Raw genomic sequence first — 19,667 nt, forward strand, 5'->3', positions numbered from 1 at the left:
GTTTATAAATGATCGAATTTGAAGTAATTGGCAAGCGTGGCGGCGGTGTCCGCAAGGCTTTGGTGAACGAAACCACCCTTGACCAGGCGTCGGTTGTCCGCATCGGCCTGCCGCAAGGGCGGATCAAGGGAATGCGCCGCGTCGGCAACGATCTGGTCATCACCGCCGTTTCGGGCGAGGTCATCACCGTTCGTGAGTTCTTCACGTCGTTCGATGGCAACAAGAGCGACTTGGTGCTGAGCGACGACAAGGGCGGCCTTTGGCTGGCCAAGCTCGGCGAAGGGCAGGGCGCCCTGGCGGCCGAGTATTCGAGCATCGATTCCGTCGAGCCTCTGCTGTTGCAGCAGGACTTCAATTTCGGCGTACTGCCCTGGCTGGTCGGCGGCGGGCTGGCTCTCGCGGGTGCCGCCGGCGGCGGCGGAGGTGGTGGTCAGCAACTGCCGGTTCTCCCGCTCGCAGCGCCGGGCGACACCACGCCGCCGGGCAGGCCCACCGTCAACCCGGCCAATGCCAGTTCGATCACTGGCACTGCGGAGCCGGGCACGATCGTCAAGGTCACGGACAGCACGGGCAAGGAGATCGGGAGCGCGACTGTCGCGCCCGACGGCAGCTATGTCGTCCATCCCACCACGCCGCCGCCGCACGGCATGGAGCTTCGCGTCGTCGCCGTGGATCGGGCCGGCAATGCCAGCCCCGACGCCCGGACGACCGTCGACAGCACGCCGCCCCAGGTGCCTACGATCGATCCCACCGATGGCAGTCCCATCACCGGCACCGCGGAGCCCGGCTCGGTGGTCACGGTCATCGACGCAAACGGCACCGTCATCGGCCAAACGACTGCGGCGCAGAACGGCGCCTACAGCATCACGCCGGCCACGCCGCTGAGCCACGGCACGGTGATCAACGTTGTGGCCGCAGACGCGGTCGGCAATGTCAGCCAGCCGGCCACGACCACCGTCGACAGCGCGGCTCCGGCAAGGCCCACCGTCAACCCCACCGACGGCAGCCCCGTCACGGGCACGGCCGAACCCGGCGCCCTGGTCACGATCAAGGACAGCGCGGGCAAGGTCATCGGCAGTGCGACTGCTGCACCCAACGGCACGTATGCCGTCACCCCCACCACGCCGCCGCCCCACGGCACGGTGATCAGCGTCGTCGCAACCGACCCGGCCGGCAACGCCAGCCTGCCCGCCACGGCCACGGTCGACAGCAAGGCGCCCGATGCGCCGACCGTCAACCCGACCGCCGGCAGCCCGATCACCGGCACGGCCGAAGCCGGCACTCTCGTCACGATCAGGGATGACTCGGGCAAGCTCGTTGGCAGCGCCACCGTCGCTGCCAACGGCACGTACAGAATCGCGCCCGCGACGCCTCCGGCAAACGGAACGCAATTGCGCGTTGTCGCCACCGATGCCGCCGGCAACGCCAGTCCGGAAGCCAGGACCACGGTCGACAGCGCGCGACCCGATGCACCGACCGTCAACCCGACTGACGGCAGCCCCATCACCGGTACGGCCGAGGCCGGCTCGGTCGTCACGATCAAGGACGGCCTGGGCAACGTCATCGGCAGCACGACCGCCGCGGTCAATGGCGCCTACAGCTTCACCCCGGCGAAGCCTCCGGCCGATGGCACGGTGATCAACGTTGTGGCGACGGACGCGGCCGGCAATGCCAGCCTGCCCGCCACGACCAAGGTCGACAGCACGCCGCCCGCTGCGCCGACCGTCAGCCCGACGAACGGCAACCCGATCACCGGCACGGCCGAGGCCGGCTCGGTCGTCACGATCAAGGATGGCCTGGGCAACGTCATCGGCAGCACGACTGCCGGGCCCAACGGCACCTACGCCATCACCCCGACGCAGCCTCCGGCCGACGGCACGGTGATCAACGTCGTGGCGACGGACGCGGCCGGCAACGCCAGCCAGCCCGCCACGGCCACGGTCGACAGCACGCCGCCCGCTGCACCGAAGGTCAGCCCGACGAACGGGAACCAGATCGCGGGCACGGCCGAAGCCGGCGCTGTCGTCACGATCAAGGACGACTCGGGCAAGGTCATCGGCAGCGCCACCGTCGCAGCCAACGGCACGTACAGCATCACGCCCGCGACCCTCCCGGCGGATGGCGCTGTGCTCCACGTTGCCGCTACCGATGCGGCTGGCAACACCAGTCCCGAAACCAAGGCAACGGTAGACAGAACGCCCCCGGCCGCGCCCAAGGTCCACCCAACCGACGGCGACCCGATCACGGGCACGGCAGAACCCGGCTCGGTCGTCACGATCAAGGACGGCCTGGGCAACATCGTCGGCAGCGCCACCGCCGCGGCCAACGGCACGTACCGCGTCACCCCGGCAACCGTTCCGGCAGACGGTACGGTGCTTCACGTTGTCGCCACCGATGCGGCGGGCAACACCAGCCCCGAAGCCACGACCGAGGTCGACAGCACGACGGTCGACATGCCGACGGTCAACCCGACCAGTGGCCGCCTGATCACTGGCGCGGCCGAAGCCGGCTCCCTGGTCACGATCAAGGACGACGCAGGCAACCTCATCGGCAGCGCCACCGCCGGGCCCAACGGCACGTACAGCGTCACGCCGGCAGCCACTCTGCCGGACGGCACCGTGCTGCACGTCGTTGCCACCGACGCGGCTGGCAACCCCAGCCCCGAGGCCAGGGCGACGGTGGACAGCAAGCCTCCGGCCGCACCCACCATCAACCCGACCAACGGCAGCGCAATCACGGGCACCGCCGAGGCCAACTCCGTGGTCACGATCAAGGACGGCGCGGGCAACGTCGTCGGCACGACCGTCGCGCTCAACGGCAAGTACAGCATCGCGCCGGCGGCCACCCTGCCCGAGGGCACCGTTCTGCGCGCTGCCGCCGCCGATGCGGCTGGCAACACCAGCCCCGAATCCACGGCCACGGTCGACAGGACTGCGCCGGTCGTCAGCGTCGCGATCGTCAACGACGCCAACAACGACGGCTTCATCAACGCCAGCGAGAAGGGCGCCGACGTGACCGTGAAGGTCACGCTCGTGTCCGGCGCAGCCGTGGGCGACGTCATCAGCCTCACCGACGGCACGGCCACGCCCAGCGTCACGCTGATCGCGGCGGATGTCGCCAACGGCTTTGTCAATGTCTCGTTCGCCAACCCGGCCGAAGGCAGGACGCTTCGCGTCAGCGCGACCAGCCGCGACCTTGCCGGCAATGTCTCCACGTCTGCGGTGGCCGACAGTGCGGTCTTCGACACGACCCCTCCGGCCGCGGTCATCGCTGCGGTCACGGACAACGCCGGCCCGGTGCGAGGCCCGCTCGTCAACGGCGGCACCACTGACGACACCATGCCCACGTTCGGCGGGAGCGGCGCAACGCCGGGCGACCTCATCAAGGTCTTCGACAACGGCAGCGTCATCGGCAGCGCGACAGTCGATGCCAGCGGCAGCTGGAGCGTCAAGCCCGGCACGTCGCTGGGCGAGGGCGCGCACAGCATCACGCAGACGGCCACCGATGCCGCTGGCAACACCAGCGCTGCCGGTGCGCCGCTGGACTTCAAGGTCGACACCACGGGCGTGCCCGTCAGCCTCAAGCTGGCGCCCGGGCGCCAGCCAAAGACATTCCCCGACGGATTCACCGACGAAACCAGCCCGACGCTCGAGGGCAAGACCACGGCAGGCGCCGTCGTGACTGTCACGGAGGGCGCGAACGTTCTCGGCTCCACCACGGCGGATGCCAGCGGCAACTGGCGCCTCGCGCTGCCGGTGCAGAGCGAAGGAGCGCATCAGTACACGGCCACCGCAGTGAACGCCGCCGGCACCAACAGCAAGGCCGCCCTTGCGTTGACCATCGACGCGACCCCGCCGGCCGTGCCGTCCATCGCCGAGGTCATGGACGACGCCGGCTCGGTGCGGGGCCCGCTCGCCAACGGTGGCTTCACCGACGACACCACACCCACGTTCGCCGGAAGCGGTGCGACGCCGGGCGACAAGATCAGGATCTACGACAACGGCATTGCCATCGGCAGCACAACGGTCGAAGCCGATGGCAGCTGGAAATTCGCCTTCACCGGAGCGAACACGCCGCTGAAGGAGGGGGTGCACCGGTTCACCGCCACGGCCCTCGACCTGGTGGGTAACGAGAGCGCGCAGTCGCCGGCACTCACCGTCACCGTCGACACGAGCGCTCCGCCACCTCCGGCTACCGCGACGAGCTATGCCGACAACGTTGGCCCGGCCGAGAATGCCAAGAGCACCGCCGCGAGCACGAACGACACCACGCCCGGCATCAACGTTGGCCAGGTAGAGGATGGCCTGACCCCGTCGCTGTATATCGACGGCGTGAAGGTTCCCGCGGTCTATGACCGAGCCGCCGGCACGCTGACGCCGAGTGCCCCGCTCGGCGAGGGCGAGCACCGGCTGAGCTACACGCTGACCGATCAGGCCGGCAACGAGAGCCCGCGTTCGGGCGACCTGATGGTTACCGTGGACACCACGCCGCCGCCGGTACTGGACGCTTCCTCGATCAAGGTGCTGGACAACGAAGGCGCCGTGCAGGGGGAACTGGGCGCCGGCGCGAAGACCGACGACAGCAAACCGGAGTACCTTGGCAAGGCCGACCCGAAGCAGGTGTCGAGCGTCAACGTCTACGACAACGACAAGCTGATCGGCAACGCGGAGGTGCGAGCCGACGGCAGCTGGCGCTTCGAGCCCGCTCTGCCCCTGGCCGAGGGAGATCACAGCTTCACCGCGCGGGCCGTGGATGCGGCCGGCAACGTCGGCGCCGCCACGCCTGCCTCGACCTTCACCTTGCTGGGCGTTCCGCCCGCGGTGCCGGCGATCACCGGCGTGAGCGACGACAAGGGCAACCTCGGCAAGGACGCCAGTACCAATGACACCACCCTCACGCTGAGCGGCACCGGCACGGCCGGCACGGTCGTGACCGTGATCGCCAACGGCAAGGCCGTGGGCTCGACCAGCGTGGCCGCCAACGGCACCTGGAGCGTGACCACCGAGAAGCTGGGCGCAGACGGCGTCCAGAACCTGAGCGCCACCGCGAAAGACGGCGCGGGCCGGGTCAGCCCGGAGACGGGGCCATACCCCGTCGTGCTCGACACCACGCCGCCGCCCACGCCGAGCGTGGTCGCGGCCACGGACGGCCAGGGCCTGGCGCAGGGTCCGATCACGGCCGATGGCGTCACCGACGATGCCTCGCCCACCTTCGGTGGCAACGGCGTGAAGGCCGGCGACACCGTCAGGGTGTACGACGGCAATACCCTCATCGGCAGCATCACGGTTGCGACCGATGGTGCCTGGAGCGTTGCGCCCAGCAAGCAGCTGGGCGATGGCCGGCACAGCGTCACGCACACGATCACTGACGCCGCGGGCAACACCAGCGCCTCCAGTGCGCCGCTGGTGTTCACGGTCGACACCAAGGACGTCATCGTCAGCATCGGCCATGCGGAGGACGACCGGGGCGACATCAAGAGCAACCTTGTCTCCGGTGCGCGCACCGACGACACCACGCCCACGCTCGTGGGCAAGACCACGCCGGGCGCCGTCGTCACCGTCAAGGAGGGCACGACCGATCTCGGCTCCACCACGGCGGATGCCAACGGCAACTGGCGCCTCGAGCTCCCGGCGCAACGCGAGGGAACCCACGAATACAAGGCCACCGCGGTGAACGCCGCCGGCACCGGAGGCACGGCCACCATCGCGTTGACCATCGACACGACCCCGCCGGCCGCGCCGAGCATCGCCGGGGTCGGAGACGACGTCGGTTCGGTGCAGAGCCCGCTCGCGAACGGCGACTCCACCGACGACACCACGCCCACGCTCAGCGGCAGCGGTGCGACGGCGGGCGACGTCATCAAGGTCTACGACAACGGCAGCTTCCTCGGCACTACGACAGTGAAGGCCGACGGCAGCTGGAGCTTCACGACCAGTCCGCTGGCCGAGGGGCCGCACAGGCTCACCGCCACGGCCACCGACGCGGTGGGCAATGAGAGCCCGCACTCGGGCTCCTTCACGGTCAATGTGGACGTCACGCCTCCGCCGCCTCCGGCTGCCGCGACGAGCTATGCCGACGATGCTGGTGCGGTCAAGAACCCGGCGAGCGTCGCCAGGACCACGGACGACACCACGCCCGGCCTCAACATCGGCACGCTTGCGGCCGGCTTGACGCCGTCGCTGTACGTCGACGGCACCAAGGTCGCCGCGACCTATGACCCGGCCACTGGCACGCTGACGCCAGCCAACCCGCTCGGCGAGGGCACGCACCAGCTCAGCTACACGCTGACCGACCCGGCCGGCAACGAGAGCAAACAATCACCGTCGCTCGCCATCACCGTCGACACGACCGCGCCCGCCACTCCGGCTGCCGCGACGGGCTATGCCGACGATGCCGGTGCGATCAGGAACCCGGCAAGCACGGCCGCGACCACCGACGACACCACGCCCGGTATCAACATCGGCGCGGTTCCGGCTGGCTCGACACCATCGCTCTATGTCGATGGCACGAAGGTCGACGCGACCTATGACCTGGCCGCCGGCACGCTGACGCCAACCACCCCCCTGGGCGAGGGCGCACATCAGATCAGCTACACGCTGACCGATGCGGCCGGCAACGAGAGCAAGCCGTCACCGGCACTCGCCATCACCGTCGACACGACCGCTCCGGCTGCTCCGGCAACCGCGACGAGCTATGCCGACGATGCTGGCGCGATCAGGAATCCGGCGAGCGTCGCAGGGATCTCCGACGACACCACGCCCGGCATCAATATCGGCACGGCTCCGGCTGGCTCGACACCGTCGCTCTATGTCGACGGCACCAAGGTCGCCGCGACTTACGACCCGGCCACCGGCACGCTGACGCCGACCAATCCGCTCGGCGAGGGCGAGCACCGGCTGAGCTACACGCTGACCGATCCGGCCGGCAACGAGAGCCCGCGTTCGGGCGCCTTCACGCTCAACGTGGACATCACGGCGCCCGCAGCGCTGGACCCGTCCCTGATCCAGGTGCTGGACGACGTGGGTGCCGTAACAGGCCCCATCGCCACTGGTGCGCAGACCGACGACAGCAAGCCGGTGTACACCGGCAAGGCAGACGCCACGCAGGTGTCGAGCATCAACGTCTACGACAACGGCAAGCTGATCGGCAACGCGGAGGTGCGAGCCGACGGCAGCTGGCGCTTCGAGCCCAATCCGCCCCTGGCCGAGGGAGATCACAGCTTCACCGCGCGGGCCGTGGATGCGGCCGGCAACGTCGGCGCCGCCACGCCCGCGTCGACCTTCACCTTGCTGGGAGATGCACCCTCTGCGCCGGCGATCACCGGCGTGAGCGACGACAAGGGCAACCTCGGCAAGGACGCCAGCACCAACGACACCACACTCACGCTGAGCGGGACCGGCACGGCAGGCACCGTCGTGATCGTGCGCGCCAACGACACGGACGTGGGCTCGACCAGCGTAGCCGCCAACGGCACCTGGAGCGTGACCAGCAGCCCCCTGAGCGGAGACGGCGTCAAGAACCTGAGCGCTGTCGCGGTCGACGGCGCGGGTCGGTCCAGCCCGGAGACGGGCAGCTACCCGATCATGCTCGACACCACGCCGCCAGCTACTCCGGGCGTGGTCGTAGCCACGGACGATCAGGGTGCAGTCACCGGTCCGATCGTGGCTGGAGGCAGCACCGATGACGCCTCGCCCACCTTCGGCGGCAGCGGCGCCAAGGCCGGCGACACCGTCAGGGTGTACGACGGCGCCACTCTCCTCGGCAGTGCCACCGTCAAGGCCGATGGCAGCTGGAGCTTCACGCCCAGCACGCCGCTGGGCCAGGGCGCACACAGCATCACGCACACGCTCACCGACGCCGCTGGCAACACCAGCGTTGCCAGCGCGCCGCTGGACTTCAAGGTCGACACCACGGATGTCGTCGTCAGCATCGTCCAGGCGCTGGACGACAAGGGCAGCAAGCAAGGCAATCTCGCCTCCGGTTCGTCCACCGACGACACCACGCCGACGCTCGTGGGCACGGCCACGCCCGGTGCCGCCGTGACCGTCAAGGAAGGTGCGGCCCTTCTCGGCTCCACCACGGCGGATGCCAACGGCAACTGGAGCCTCACGCTGCCGGTGCAAGGCGAGGGTGTTCACAACTACACCGCCACCGCAGTGAACGCCGCGGGCAAGAATGGCGAAGCCAGCCTGGCGCTGACCATCGACACGAGCGCGCCGAACGTGCCGGCCATCGGCGCAGCCACGGACGACGTCGGCTCGGTGCAGGGCCCGCTCGCCAACGGCGGCGCCAGCGACGACACCACGCCCACGCTCACCGGCAGCAGTGCGACGCCGGGCGACGTCATCCAGGTCTACGACAACGGCAGCGCCATCGGCAGCACGACGGTGAAGGCCGACGGCAGCTGGAGCTTCACGCCGACCACGCCGCTGACCGAGGGAGCACATCGGCTCACCGCCACAGCCATCGACCCGGTAGGCAACGAGAGCAAACCGTCGGGCGACTTCGTGATCAACGTGGACACCACGGCGCCCGCAATCAAGGCCACGCTCGGCGCGATCAGCACCGACACCGGCACGAGCAGCAGCGACTTCGTCACCAGCGACCGCACCCTCGTGGTGACGGTCACGGTCGATTCGGCAATGGAAACGGGCGCCACGGTGCAAGTCTCGCTGGACAACGGCAAGACCTGGAACAACGCCACGCCGACCGGCGGCAGTACCTACCAGTACGACAACACGGCCACCTCGCTGCCCGATGGCAGCCATACGTTCCTGACACGCGTGGTGGACGCGGCAGGCAACGCGACCCCGGCGATCTCGCAAGTCGTGGTCATCGACAACAGCGGACCGACTACCGACAACGCCGTGGCCATCACCGCCTACACCGACGACGTTGCGCCCAACACCGGCGAATACGGCAGCGGGACCAGCACGAACGACACCACGCCGGTGCTCAAGGGCACGGTCGATGGCCTGAAGACCGGCGACATCGTGCAAATCTACGAAGGCACCGCGTTGCTGGGCACGGCCACCGTGACAAACACCACGTGGACCTTTGCCACGCCTGCGCTGGCCAATGGCAGCGCCCACACCTACACGGCGGTGATCGCCGACGCGGCGGGCAACAAGGGCACGGCCTCGGCCGACTTCACACTGACCGTGCACACCGGCTTGCCGCTCCAATCGGTAGCGATCACGGGCTACACCGACAACGAAGACCCGCAACAGGGCACCTTCGCATCTGGCAGTACGACCAACGACACGTCGCCGCAGCTCGGCGGCACGCTCGCCGGCACGCTCGTTGCGGGCGAAGTGGTGGCGGTCTATCGCGACGGCGTCCGTCTGGGCGCTGCCACCATGACAAGCGCCGCGACCTGGACCTTCCAGGACGCGGGTCTCACCGACGGCACCAGCTACAGCTACACCGCCCGCGTCGAGGACGGGGCGGGCAACCGGGGTGGTGCTTCGGCCGCTTTCAGGCTCACAGTCGACCAGAGCGCGCCCACGGCGGCGCCTTCCATCGACAGCGCCATGGATGACGTGGCACCGGTCACCGGTCCGATCACATCGGGCAGTACGACCAACGACACCCGCCCCGAGTTGAAGGGAGCCGGTGCAGAACCGAACGGCACGGTCAGGGTCTACGACAACGGCACGCTGATCGGCACCGCAATGGCGGACGGCTCGGGCAAGTGGAGCTTCACGCCCGAGGCCGGCAAGGAACTGGCCAACGGCGCGCACAGCCTGACGACGAGCAACGTCGACGCGGCTGGCAACGAGGGGCCGAAGTCGACACCGCTGACCTTCACGGTCGACACCATTGCGCCAACGCAATCGACGGTTGTGACTGCGGTCAACGACGACCTCGATCCACAGCGGGGCATGGTGGCCAACAACGGCCACACCAACGACCTGACGCCGCAGGTGGCGGGCACGATCTCGGTCGCGCTGAATGCCGGCGAGACGGTGGTGGTGCTGCGCGATGGCGCAGTGGTCGGCACCGCGACGATGACCGATGCGACCAACTGGACCTTCAATGATGCAGGCCTGAGCAATGGCCAGACCTACAGCTACACCGCCCGCGTCGAGGACGCGGGCGGCAACCGCGGCGCCATCTCGGGCAGCTATGCCATCAACATCGACACCTCGGTGCCGAAGCAGGTGGTAACGATTTCGACCGTGTTCGACAACGTCGATCCGGGCCAGGGCAACATCGCCAACGGCGGCACCACCAACGACTCGCAGCCCGAGTTGCGAGGCACGCTGTCGATTGGCCTCGGCGGCACCGAAGTGGTCGTGGTCTATCGCGATGGCGCCAGGATCGGCAACGCATCGGTCTCCGGCACCAGCTGGTCCTTCATCGACGCAACCGGCCTCGTCAACGCGTCGAGCTACAGCTACACCGCCCGGGTCGAGAACGCAGCCGGCAATGCCGGTGCGGCCTCTTCGCCCTATGCCATCACGCTGCAGACCACCGGCTCGGCCACCACCGCCACGATCACGGCAGTGATCGACGATATCGATCCGCAGCAAGGCACCGTGGCCAACAACGGCGACACCAACGACACGACCCCGCAAGTCACGGGCTCGATCACGGCAGAGCTGCAGGCAGGCGAGAAGGTCGTCGTGCTGCGCGACGGCAAGGTGGTCGGCACCGCAACCATGACGGATGCGACGCACTGGACCTATGCCGACAGCGGCCTGGCCGCCGGCGCCACCTACGTCTACACCGCCCGCATCCAGGATGCGGCCGCCAATCCGGGTGCCGACTCCAACGCCTACACCATCCGCATCGACACCACGGCGCCGACGCAAAGGGTGGTGCTCACCCGCGCCATCGACAACGTCGACCCGGTCTCGGGCGACATCCCGGCCAACGGCAGCACCAATGACGACTCGCCGACGCTGGAGGGCACGCTCTCGACGGCACTGAGTGGCACCGAGCAGCTGCATGTGTTCCGCAACGGCGCGCACGTCGGCACCGCGAAGGTGACCGGCACGGCCTGGACCTTCGAGGACGCAAGCCTCTCGAGCGGCACGACCTACACCTACGAGGCCAGGGTCATGGACGCTGCCGGCAACGCCGGTGCCGCCTCGAACAGCCTGAGCTTCACCGTCAACACCTCGGGTGTCACCCAGACGGTGCAGATCCTGCAGGTGCAGGACGACACCGATCCGGTGCAGGGCAATGTGGCCAACGGTGGCGCGACCAACGACACCACGCCAACGCTCAGCGGCTCGATCTCGACCGCCCTGAACGCAGGCGACGTGGTCCAGGTGCTGCGCGATGGCACGGTGGTCGGCACAGCCACCGTGACGAATACCACCTGGAGCTTCAGCGATGCGGGCCTTGCCGACGGCACGACCTATAGCTACACCGCCCGCGTCGTGAACTCGGGCGGCAACCAGGGCGCTCCGAGTGCGGCTTACGCGATCACGCTCGACCGGACGGCACCGACCCAGACAGTTGCGATCACGAGCTACACCGACGACCAGGACCCGCAGCAAGGCACCTTCACGTCAGGCAGCACGACCAACGATGCAACGCCGCAGCTCAACGGTACGTTTGCCGGCACGCTCGGCGCGGGCGAGGTGGTGGCGGTCTATCGCGACGGCGTTCGCCTTGGCGCCGCCACCGTGACCGGCGCCGCGACCTGGACCTTCCAGGACGCCGGTCTCGCCAACGGCATCAGCTACAGCTACACCGCCCGCGTCGAGGACGCGGCGGGCAACCGAGGCGCCACCTCGGCTGCTTTCACCCTCACCGTCGACCAGAGCGTGCCTACGGCAGCGCCTTCCATCGACAGCGTCATGGACAACACGGCACCGGTCATCGGCCCGATCACTTCGGGCAGCACGACCAATGAAACCCGTCCGGCACTGCAGGGGTCGGGGGCAGAGCCCAACGGCACCGTCAGGGTCTACGACAACGGCGCGCTGATCGGCACTGCAACTGCCGACGGCGCGGGCAAGTGGAGCTTCACGCCCGAGGCCGGCAAGGAACTGGCCAACGGCGCGCACAGCCTGGCCGTGAGCAATGTCGATGCGGCCGGCAACGAAGGGCCGAAGTCGGCACCGCTTGCCTTCACGGTCGGCACCATCGCACCCACGGGTGCGCCTTCCATCGACAGTGTCATGGACGACGTGGCACCGGTCACCGGCCCGATCACCTCGGGCAGTTCGACCAACGACACCCGCCCCGAGCTGAAGGGATCAGGGGCGCAGCCCAATGGCACCGTCAGGGTCTACGACAACGGCACGCTGATCGGTACCGCAACCGCGGACGGCACGGGCAAGTGGAGCTTCACGCCCGAGGCCGGCAAGGAACTGGCCAACGGCGCGCACAGCCTGACGACGAGCAACGTCGACGCGGCTGGCAACGAAGGTCCGAAGTCGACACCGCTGACTTTCGCAGTCGACACGATTGCACCGTCTGCGGCACCTTCCATCGACAGCGTCATGGACAACACCGCACCGGTCACCGGCCCGATCACCTCGGGCAGCACGACCAACGAAACCCGCCCTGTGTTGCAGGGCGCGGGAGCAGAGCCGAACGGCACCGTCAGGATCTACGACAACGGTACGTTGATCGGCACTGCAACGGCGGACGGCGCAGGCAAGTGGAGCTTCACGCCCGCAGTGGGTTCTGAACTGGCCAACGGCACGCACAGCCTGACGACGAGCAACGTCGACGCGGCTGGCAACGAAGGTCCGAAGTCGACACCACTGGCCTTCACGGTCGACACGGTTGCACCGTCTGCGGCACCTTCCATCGACAGCGTCATGGACAACACCGCACCGGTCACCGGTCCGATCACCTCGGGCAGTACGACCAACGAAACCCGCCCTGTGCTGAAGGGCGCGGGAGCAGAGCCGAACGGCATCGTCAGGGTCTACGACAACGGCACGCTGATCGGTACCGCAACCGCGGACGGCACGGGCAAGTGGAGCTTCACGCCCGAGGTCGGCAAGGAGCTTGCCAACGGCGCGCACAGCCTGACGACGAGCAACATCGATGCGGCTGGCAACGAAGGGCCGCGGTCGGCGCCGCTGGCCTTCACGGTCGACACGGTCGCGCCCTCCACGGCGCCTTCCGTAGACAGCGTCATGGACAACATCGATCCGGTCAGCGGGCCGATCACCTCGGGTAGCACGACCAACGAAACCCGCCCTGTACTCAAGGGAGCGGGAGCAGAGCCCAACGGCATCGTCAGGGTCTACGACAACGGCACGCTGATCGGCTCTGCAACGGCGGACGGCACGGGCAATTGGAGCTTTACGCCCGAGCCTGGCAAGGAGCTGGCCAACGGCGCACACAGCCTGACGACGAGCAACGTCGATGCGGCCGGCAACGAAGGTCCGAAGTCCACAGCGCTGACCTTCACGGTCGACACCGTGGCGCCGCCCGTTGCAACACTGAGCCTGGGCAACTACTCGGACAGCTTCCCCGCGGCGGGCACGTTGGCAGCCAATCAATCGTCCGACCACAACAGCAACGACAACACTTTCGATCTCGTGTTGACCGGTGCCGACGCCTCGACCGCAAGCTATGAGGTATCCACCGACGGCGGGCTGGTCTGGAAGGCAACGACCGCTGCGCAGAACAACCTGTCCGACGGCAAATATCTCTTCCGTGCGACCCTCACGGATGCGGCCGGCAACAGCACGGCGGCGGCCAACAACATCGCGGTGACGGTGGACCGGACCAGCCCTGGGCTCGACCTGCAACGCGTTGGCAGCACCCTGGTTGCAGGCACAACCGAAGCTGGTGTGCTTGTCGCGATCGACGTGGGCAACAACGGGTCTGTCGAGGCGAGCGTCACGGCGGATGCCAACGGCAACTGGACCTGGACTTCGTCGACGCCCATCGCGGCCAACACGGTCGTCTCTGCCGTTGCCTACGACCTTGCCGGCAATGCTTCGAGCAAGGGAACGCAGGCTGCCGACACAACGCCGCCTGCGGTCACCATCCATAAATCCGATGGCAACAGCTTCTCGGGAGCGACCTCGGACGTCGACATGCCGGTGGTTTCCCCCACCGCAACGAGGCCGATCACCGTGAGGCTCAGCGTCGACAGCAACGCCGACGGCGTGGTCGACTACGTGCTTCCATTCACGGCCACGGTCACCGCGGACGGCACATGGAGCATCGACGCGAAAAGCGCGCCGGTGAATGTCGGCGCGATCGTTACCGCCGTGGCGCAGGACTACAACGGCAACCTTTCGGCACCGGCAACGGTGACCGTGGGTGGCGGCACAAGCAAGATTTCCGGCAGCGCCAGCCATGACAACTTCGGCTACGACGTGCAGGCCATCGGCGACTTCAACGGAGACGGCTACAACGACTTCGCGGTCGTGGCACCTCATGGATCGTCCGCCCAACGCAGCGCGAACAAATGGAGCGTGAACATTCTCTATGGCAGCAAGCAAGGGCTGCCGGACCTGAGCGATATTGCAAACCTGCCGGGAACCGACGGACTGAAGATATATACGTCGGGGGATATTTCCGACTCCAACATCCTGACCGCCGTGCAAGGCTATGGCGACGTCAATGGCGACGGTTATTCGGACGTGATCGTCTACGACGACAACCTGAACAGCGACTGGGTCATTTTCGGGAGGTCTTCCGCGAATGTCACTTCCGCGCCGGTGAATGTGGATGTCCGCACCATCATCTCGTCTGGTGGCAACAGCGATGGTGTTGCCATCGTGCAGCGCGAGGGGGGATCGACCTGGTTCGGTGCGGGCGGCGCGCTCGTGGACGTGAACGGCGACGGGTACGCCGACATCATCATGCAGGACTGGCAGCGGGGCACTGGCTCCTCGGGCACGGCCATCATCTATGGGCATGCCGGGGCAGCGGGCACCGCAGCGTGGACCAACTACTACGTCGGCTTTACCGGCTCAAGCCCGTCGAGCTATGTCTCGGACAGTCGCAGCTCGTCCACGGAAAGCTCTCGGCCACACACCGTCATCTACAACGACAACACGAACGGTTATCCCGTTAACGTGATGAACATCGGGGACATCAATGGGGATGGTTACTCGGACTTCGCTTACAGCCTGTACAACGCCAGGAACCCCGTGGCCGACCTCGGCGATGCCGGGGCCATTCAGGTGATCTATGGCACGGCGAAAGGCTTCCCGCAGGACTACAGCCTGCAGACCGACTATACGAACATCGCCAATGGCTTCCGTGTCTATGGCGAGCAGGCAAGCCAGTTCCTCGGCACCTACATCGATCCGGAGCCGTACGGGTATCTGTCGAACACCGGCATGCCCACTTCCTCTGGCGACGTCAATGGAGACGGCATTGCGGACCTGATCATCGGCTCGCCGCAATTCGGACCGGATGCGGGAGAGCAAAGTGGGCCAGGTCGCGTCTACGTGGTCTACGGCAAGGCCGGCGGCGTGAAGTCCAACATCAACCTCGCCAACCTCTCGTCTGCTGATGGCTTCGTCATCACGGCATCGGACAGCACGCCGGATGCGATGTTCGGCAACGGGACTTCGGTGGGCGACTTCAACGGCGACGGTATCGACGACATCGCCATTGGCGCACCATTGGCCGACATTGGAGGCATCAACACCGGCGCGGTCTATATCGTCTATGGCCAGCAAGGCGGCTACTCGGGGACGATGAGCGTCGCAGCAACCTATTCGGGTGCCAAGCCTGCGAACAGCGCGAGCTTCACCTATAGACAGAATGGCGATGCAAACTCCGGATCGATGCTCGGTGTGAACGTGGCGCTGTCCGATCTGAACGGTGATGGCCAGGCCGACCTGGCCCTCGGTTCCGCGTACCAGGGCACGCGTTGGACGCCTGCGGCAGGCTACCTAGAAGTGGTCTATGCCGACGCATTCAACTTCACCAACTTGATGACTGTTGGCGACGACGTCATCAAGGCGACCGCTGGCAGAGACAGGCTCTCCGGCGGCGCCGGCAACGATGTCATCACCGGTGTGCAGGCAGGAGACAGTGCGTATGGCGGCGCGGGGAACGACAGCATCCACATCAACGAAATCAATGGCGTGGTCCGGGTGGACGGCGGCCTGGGGATCGACACCCTGGCCATCGACAGCTCGAACGTCACGCTCGACCTGTCGCAACTGGGCCTGAAGGTGAAGGGCTTCGAGAACTTCGATCTGGGACGGGGTGCGGGCAACACGGGCAACGTCTTGAAGTTGCGGATCGCCGATGTCCTGAGCCAGCAGAGCAGCACCGGTACCGGCAATGGCGCGGGCCAAGGCCACTTGCGTGTGACCGGAGATGCCAGCGACACGGTGGAGTTGCTCCGCGGGGCCGACAGCTGGAGCAACACGGGAACTGCGAACGTTGGTGGGGTGAGCTACCGCATCTATCACAACAGCACGTTGCCAGCCGAAAACACGCTTGGAGACATCTGGGTCCAGCAGGGGGTGACGGTCGTCGTGAACTCGGGCGGCAATCAACAGGCCCCAACCCAGACGGTAGCGATCACGAGCTACACCGACGACCAGGGCTCGTCCAAGGGGAGTTTCGGCAGCGGCACTACGACTGACGACGCCAATCCGGTGCTCAACGGCACGCTTGCAGGCTCGCTCGGCGCGAGCGAGGTTGTGGCTGTCTATCGCGACGGCACCCGTCTGGGTAACGCCACCATGACCGGCGCCGCGACATGGACCTTCGAGGACGCGGGTCTGGCCGATGGCAAGACCTACAGCTACACCGCCCGCGTCGAGGACGCGGTGAGCAACCGGGGGGGCGCTTGGGCTACGTTCACGATCACCGTCGACTATGCCGTGACGGTCAACAGTCAGGTGACCGTGGACACCACGCCACTCGTCACCGGTACGATGCCCTTCAAGCTGACCAACGGCGAGTTCATCGAGGTCACCATTGACGGCAAGACCTACAGCTCGGCCAATGGCGCAGTGGTCGTCGATTCGCAGCACAACACCTGGTATGTGCAGGTGCCGTCGGCGATCGCGCTTGGAACCTACGACGTCAAGGCTGTAGTCAAGAGCGCTGCTGGTGTGCTGATCGCTTCCGACGATACCAAGGGCGAGTTGATCGTCTCTGCCGCGCCTACGGTGACGGTCGGCTCCGCGGCCAGCGACCCGAACCAGAAGGCGACTGCCTACACGCTCGGAGAGAACGGCATGTGGCGCATCCACACCAACCAGACGATGCTGGATGCCAATGGAACCAACAGCGCCTCGCTTGGTAACTTCAGCCAGACCAAGTTGACGAGCAATTCCACCGCCGAGAACGCGGCATATGTGGGGCCCAATTACGTTCAGAACGCCACGTTCATGGACTTCAACCGCGACGGGCACATGGACCTGTTTGCTGAAGACAGCACCTATGACGATGGTCAGCAGGCTTTCATCTTCGATGGCAGCCGCTACACCGCGGTGCAGGTCGGTGGGCCGTCCGCCGTAGGCGGCGACAAGCTCACCCTGGGCAGCGCAAACACGTTCAGCTGGTACGGCGGCGTGATGGCCTTCGACAAGACGGGCGATGGTTTTACCGACCTGGCCTATGGCGACCAGACGCCCAACGACTCCACGAGCGGAGGAGGGTACGACTCCCAAGTCGTGTTGAACCAGGACGGCAGCATCCTCGGCATGACCAAGGACAGCGGTTACACCGATGACCAGGCAGCCACTCCCGGCCCTGCGAATTCGAGCAACTACCAGAACGCCACTTTCGACATGGAGTTGTCGGGCGTCGATCTGAACAACGACGGCAAGGTCGATATCGTCTATCACGCGACGGCGGGCCTCACGAAAATCGGCGGGCCTTCCGCGAATCCGGCTTTGGCATCCACGGCGAAAAGCTCCGATCCGTATCGCCTGGTCGTTGCGACCAACAAGGGCGACGGCACCTGGGAAAACACGCAAATCATCGAGAAGACGTTCCAGCGCGGCGACGATGACCCAAGCTATGGCAACGGCATCTCCATGACCTGGGCCGACTTCAACGGCGACGGCTACATGGACTTGTTCATGGGCCGTGGCTACAGCCCGACGGTCGAATCGCAGTATCAGAGCCGCATCCTGTTCAACGACGGCACCGGCAAGCTGGCGATGGACGACTGGGATGGCGACAAGATCGGCAATACGCCGACGAACATGTTTACCTTCGTCGACTGGGGCGGGAGCGGCACCCCTCCCTGGCAGCAGGGCGGCCCCTCGCTCGCAGTCGACTGGAACGGCGACGGCAAGATGGACGCCATCGAACTGCCGGGCTTCGGCGCCACCGGCGGCTTGACGGCCATCGGAAACACCGGCCAGATCAATCTCTATACGAACAACAGTTCGGCAGGAAAGATCGGGTTCGGCAGGGTCAATCTGCTTGGCGGGTCGAGCATGATCGGCAACTGGACCGGCGACCCGTTGACAAACAACGCCGTGACCGGTGCCATCGCAGCCGACATCGACTGGGACGGCGACCGGGACCTCCTGGCGTTCACCCAGAAGGGCGAAACGAAGTTCATCGCCAACACCAACACGGTGGCCGACGGCACGTCGATGCACTTCCGCATCTTCGATGCGCAGGGCATCAACGCGCTGTATGGCAACACCGTCCAGCTGTTCGACTCGTCGGGCAAGCTGGTGGGCGCGCAGATGATCAATCCGCAGTCGGGCAACCAGACCAACGACAGCTCGGCGATCGTCGATTTCTACGGGCTCGACCCGAAGGAGACCTACACGCTGGCGCTTCTGCGTATCGTCAACGGTGCTGCGGCCGACGTCGGCGGCATGGGCAACCTGGGCGGCAACACGATCGAGAACGTGAATGCCGCCTGGACCGGGCTGAAGGCCGGCGAGGCAAACCATGCCTTCGTGCTGACCACTGAATCCGGGACCAACGTCGCCAACGCCGACATCGGCAACGGCATCGTCGGAACCGGCTACAACGACACCTTCTTCGCCACCCAGGGCAGCGACAAGTACGAGGGCGGTGGCGGTGCGGTAACGGTGTCCGGCATCAGGGCCTGGAGCAACACCGGCGGTATCGACGTCGTCGACTACAAGCTCGCGGGCAGCACCCCGCTCACCATCGACCTGGGCAACACCGGCGCACAGAACACCGGCTTCGGTACGGCGACCTTCAAGAACATCGAAGGCCTGGCAGGCGGCAGCGGTGCCGACACTTTCACCGACAACGCGGGAGACAACGTGTTCGAAGGGCGTGCCGGCAACGACACCTTCAAGCTGACGGGTGGTGGCAAGGACACGCTGCTGTACAAGCTGCTCGCAGCCACCGATGCCACGGGCGGCAACGGTGCGGACGCGGTCAGTTCGTTCGAGGTCGGGACTTTCGAAGCCACGGCCAATGCGGACCGCATCGAGCTGAAGGATCTGCTGGTGGGCTACACCGCCGACGCGGATGGCGCGGCGCGCTACATCAACGGCGTGGCCACCATCGATTCGGGGGATGCCATCGGCAACTACCTGAGCGTGACGGTCAGCGGCGGCAACACGACGCTGAACATCGACCGCGACGGATCGGGCAGTGCCTATTCGGCAACGGCGCTGATCACGCTCAACGGCGTGACTACCGACCTCGCCACGCTGCTGGCCAACCACCAGCTCGTGCTGGCCTGACGCTCATCGCCGGATGAAAGAAAAGGGGCGCACCCCGGTGCGCCCCTTTTCTCGGTCCGGCCCAGGGAA

1 protein-coding gene is annotated in these 19,667 nt (G+C 66.7%); it reads left to right on the forward strand.

The features are described 5' to 3' along the window. Positions 1-8 precede the first annotated feature (8 nt). Entirely contained in the window at positions 9-19,598 is a 19,590-nt protein-coding gene (locus ACSFCA_RS31285) for an Ig-like domain-containing protein (protein WP_435462222.1), read from the forward strand. The last annotated feature ends 69 nt before the right edge of the window (positions 19,599-19,667 follow it).

Origin of the sequence: Variovorax multivorans (genome assembly GCF_051216835.1) — a bacterium.
Taxonomy (GTDB): Bacteria; Pseudomonadota; Gammaproteobacteria; order Burkholderiales; family Burkholderiaceae_C; genus Variovorax.

Excerpts from the sequence above, each read along its gene's own strand:
- ACSFCA_RS31285 (WP_435462222.1), top strand. The coding sequence starts at position 9 with ATGATCGAATTTGAAGTAATTGGCAAGCGTGGCGGCGGTGTCCGCAAG.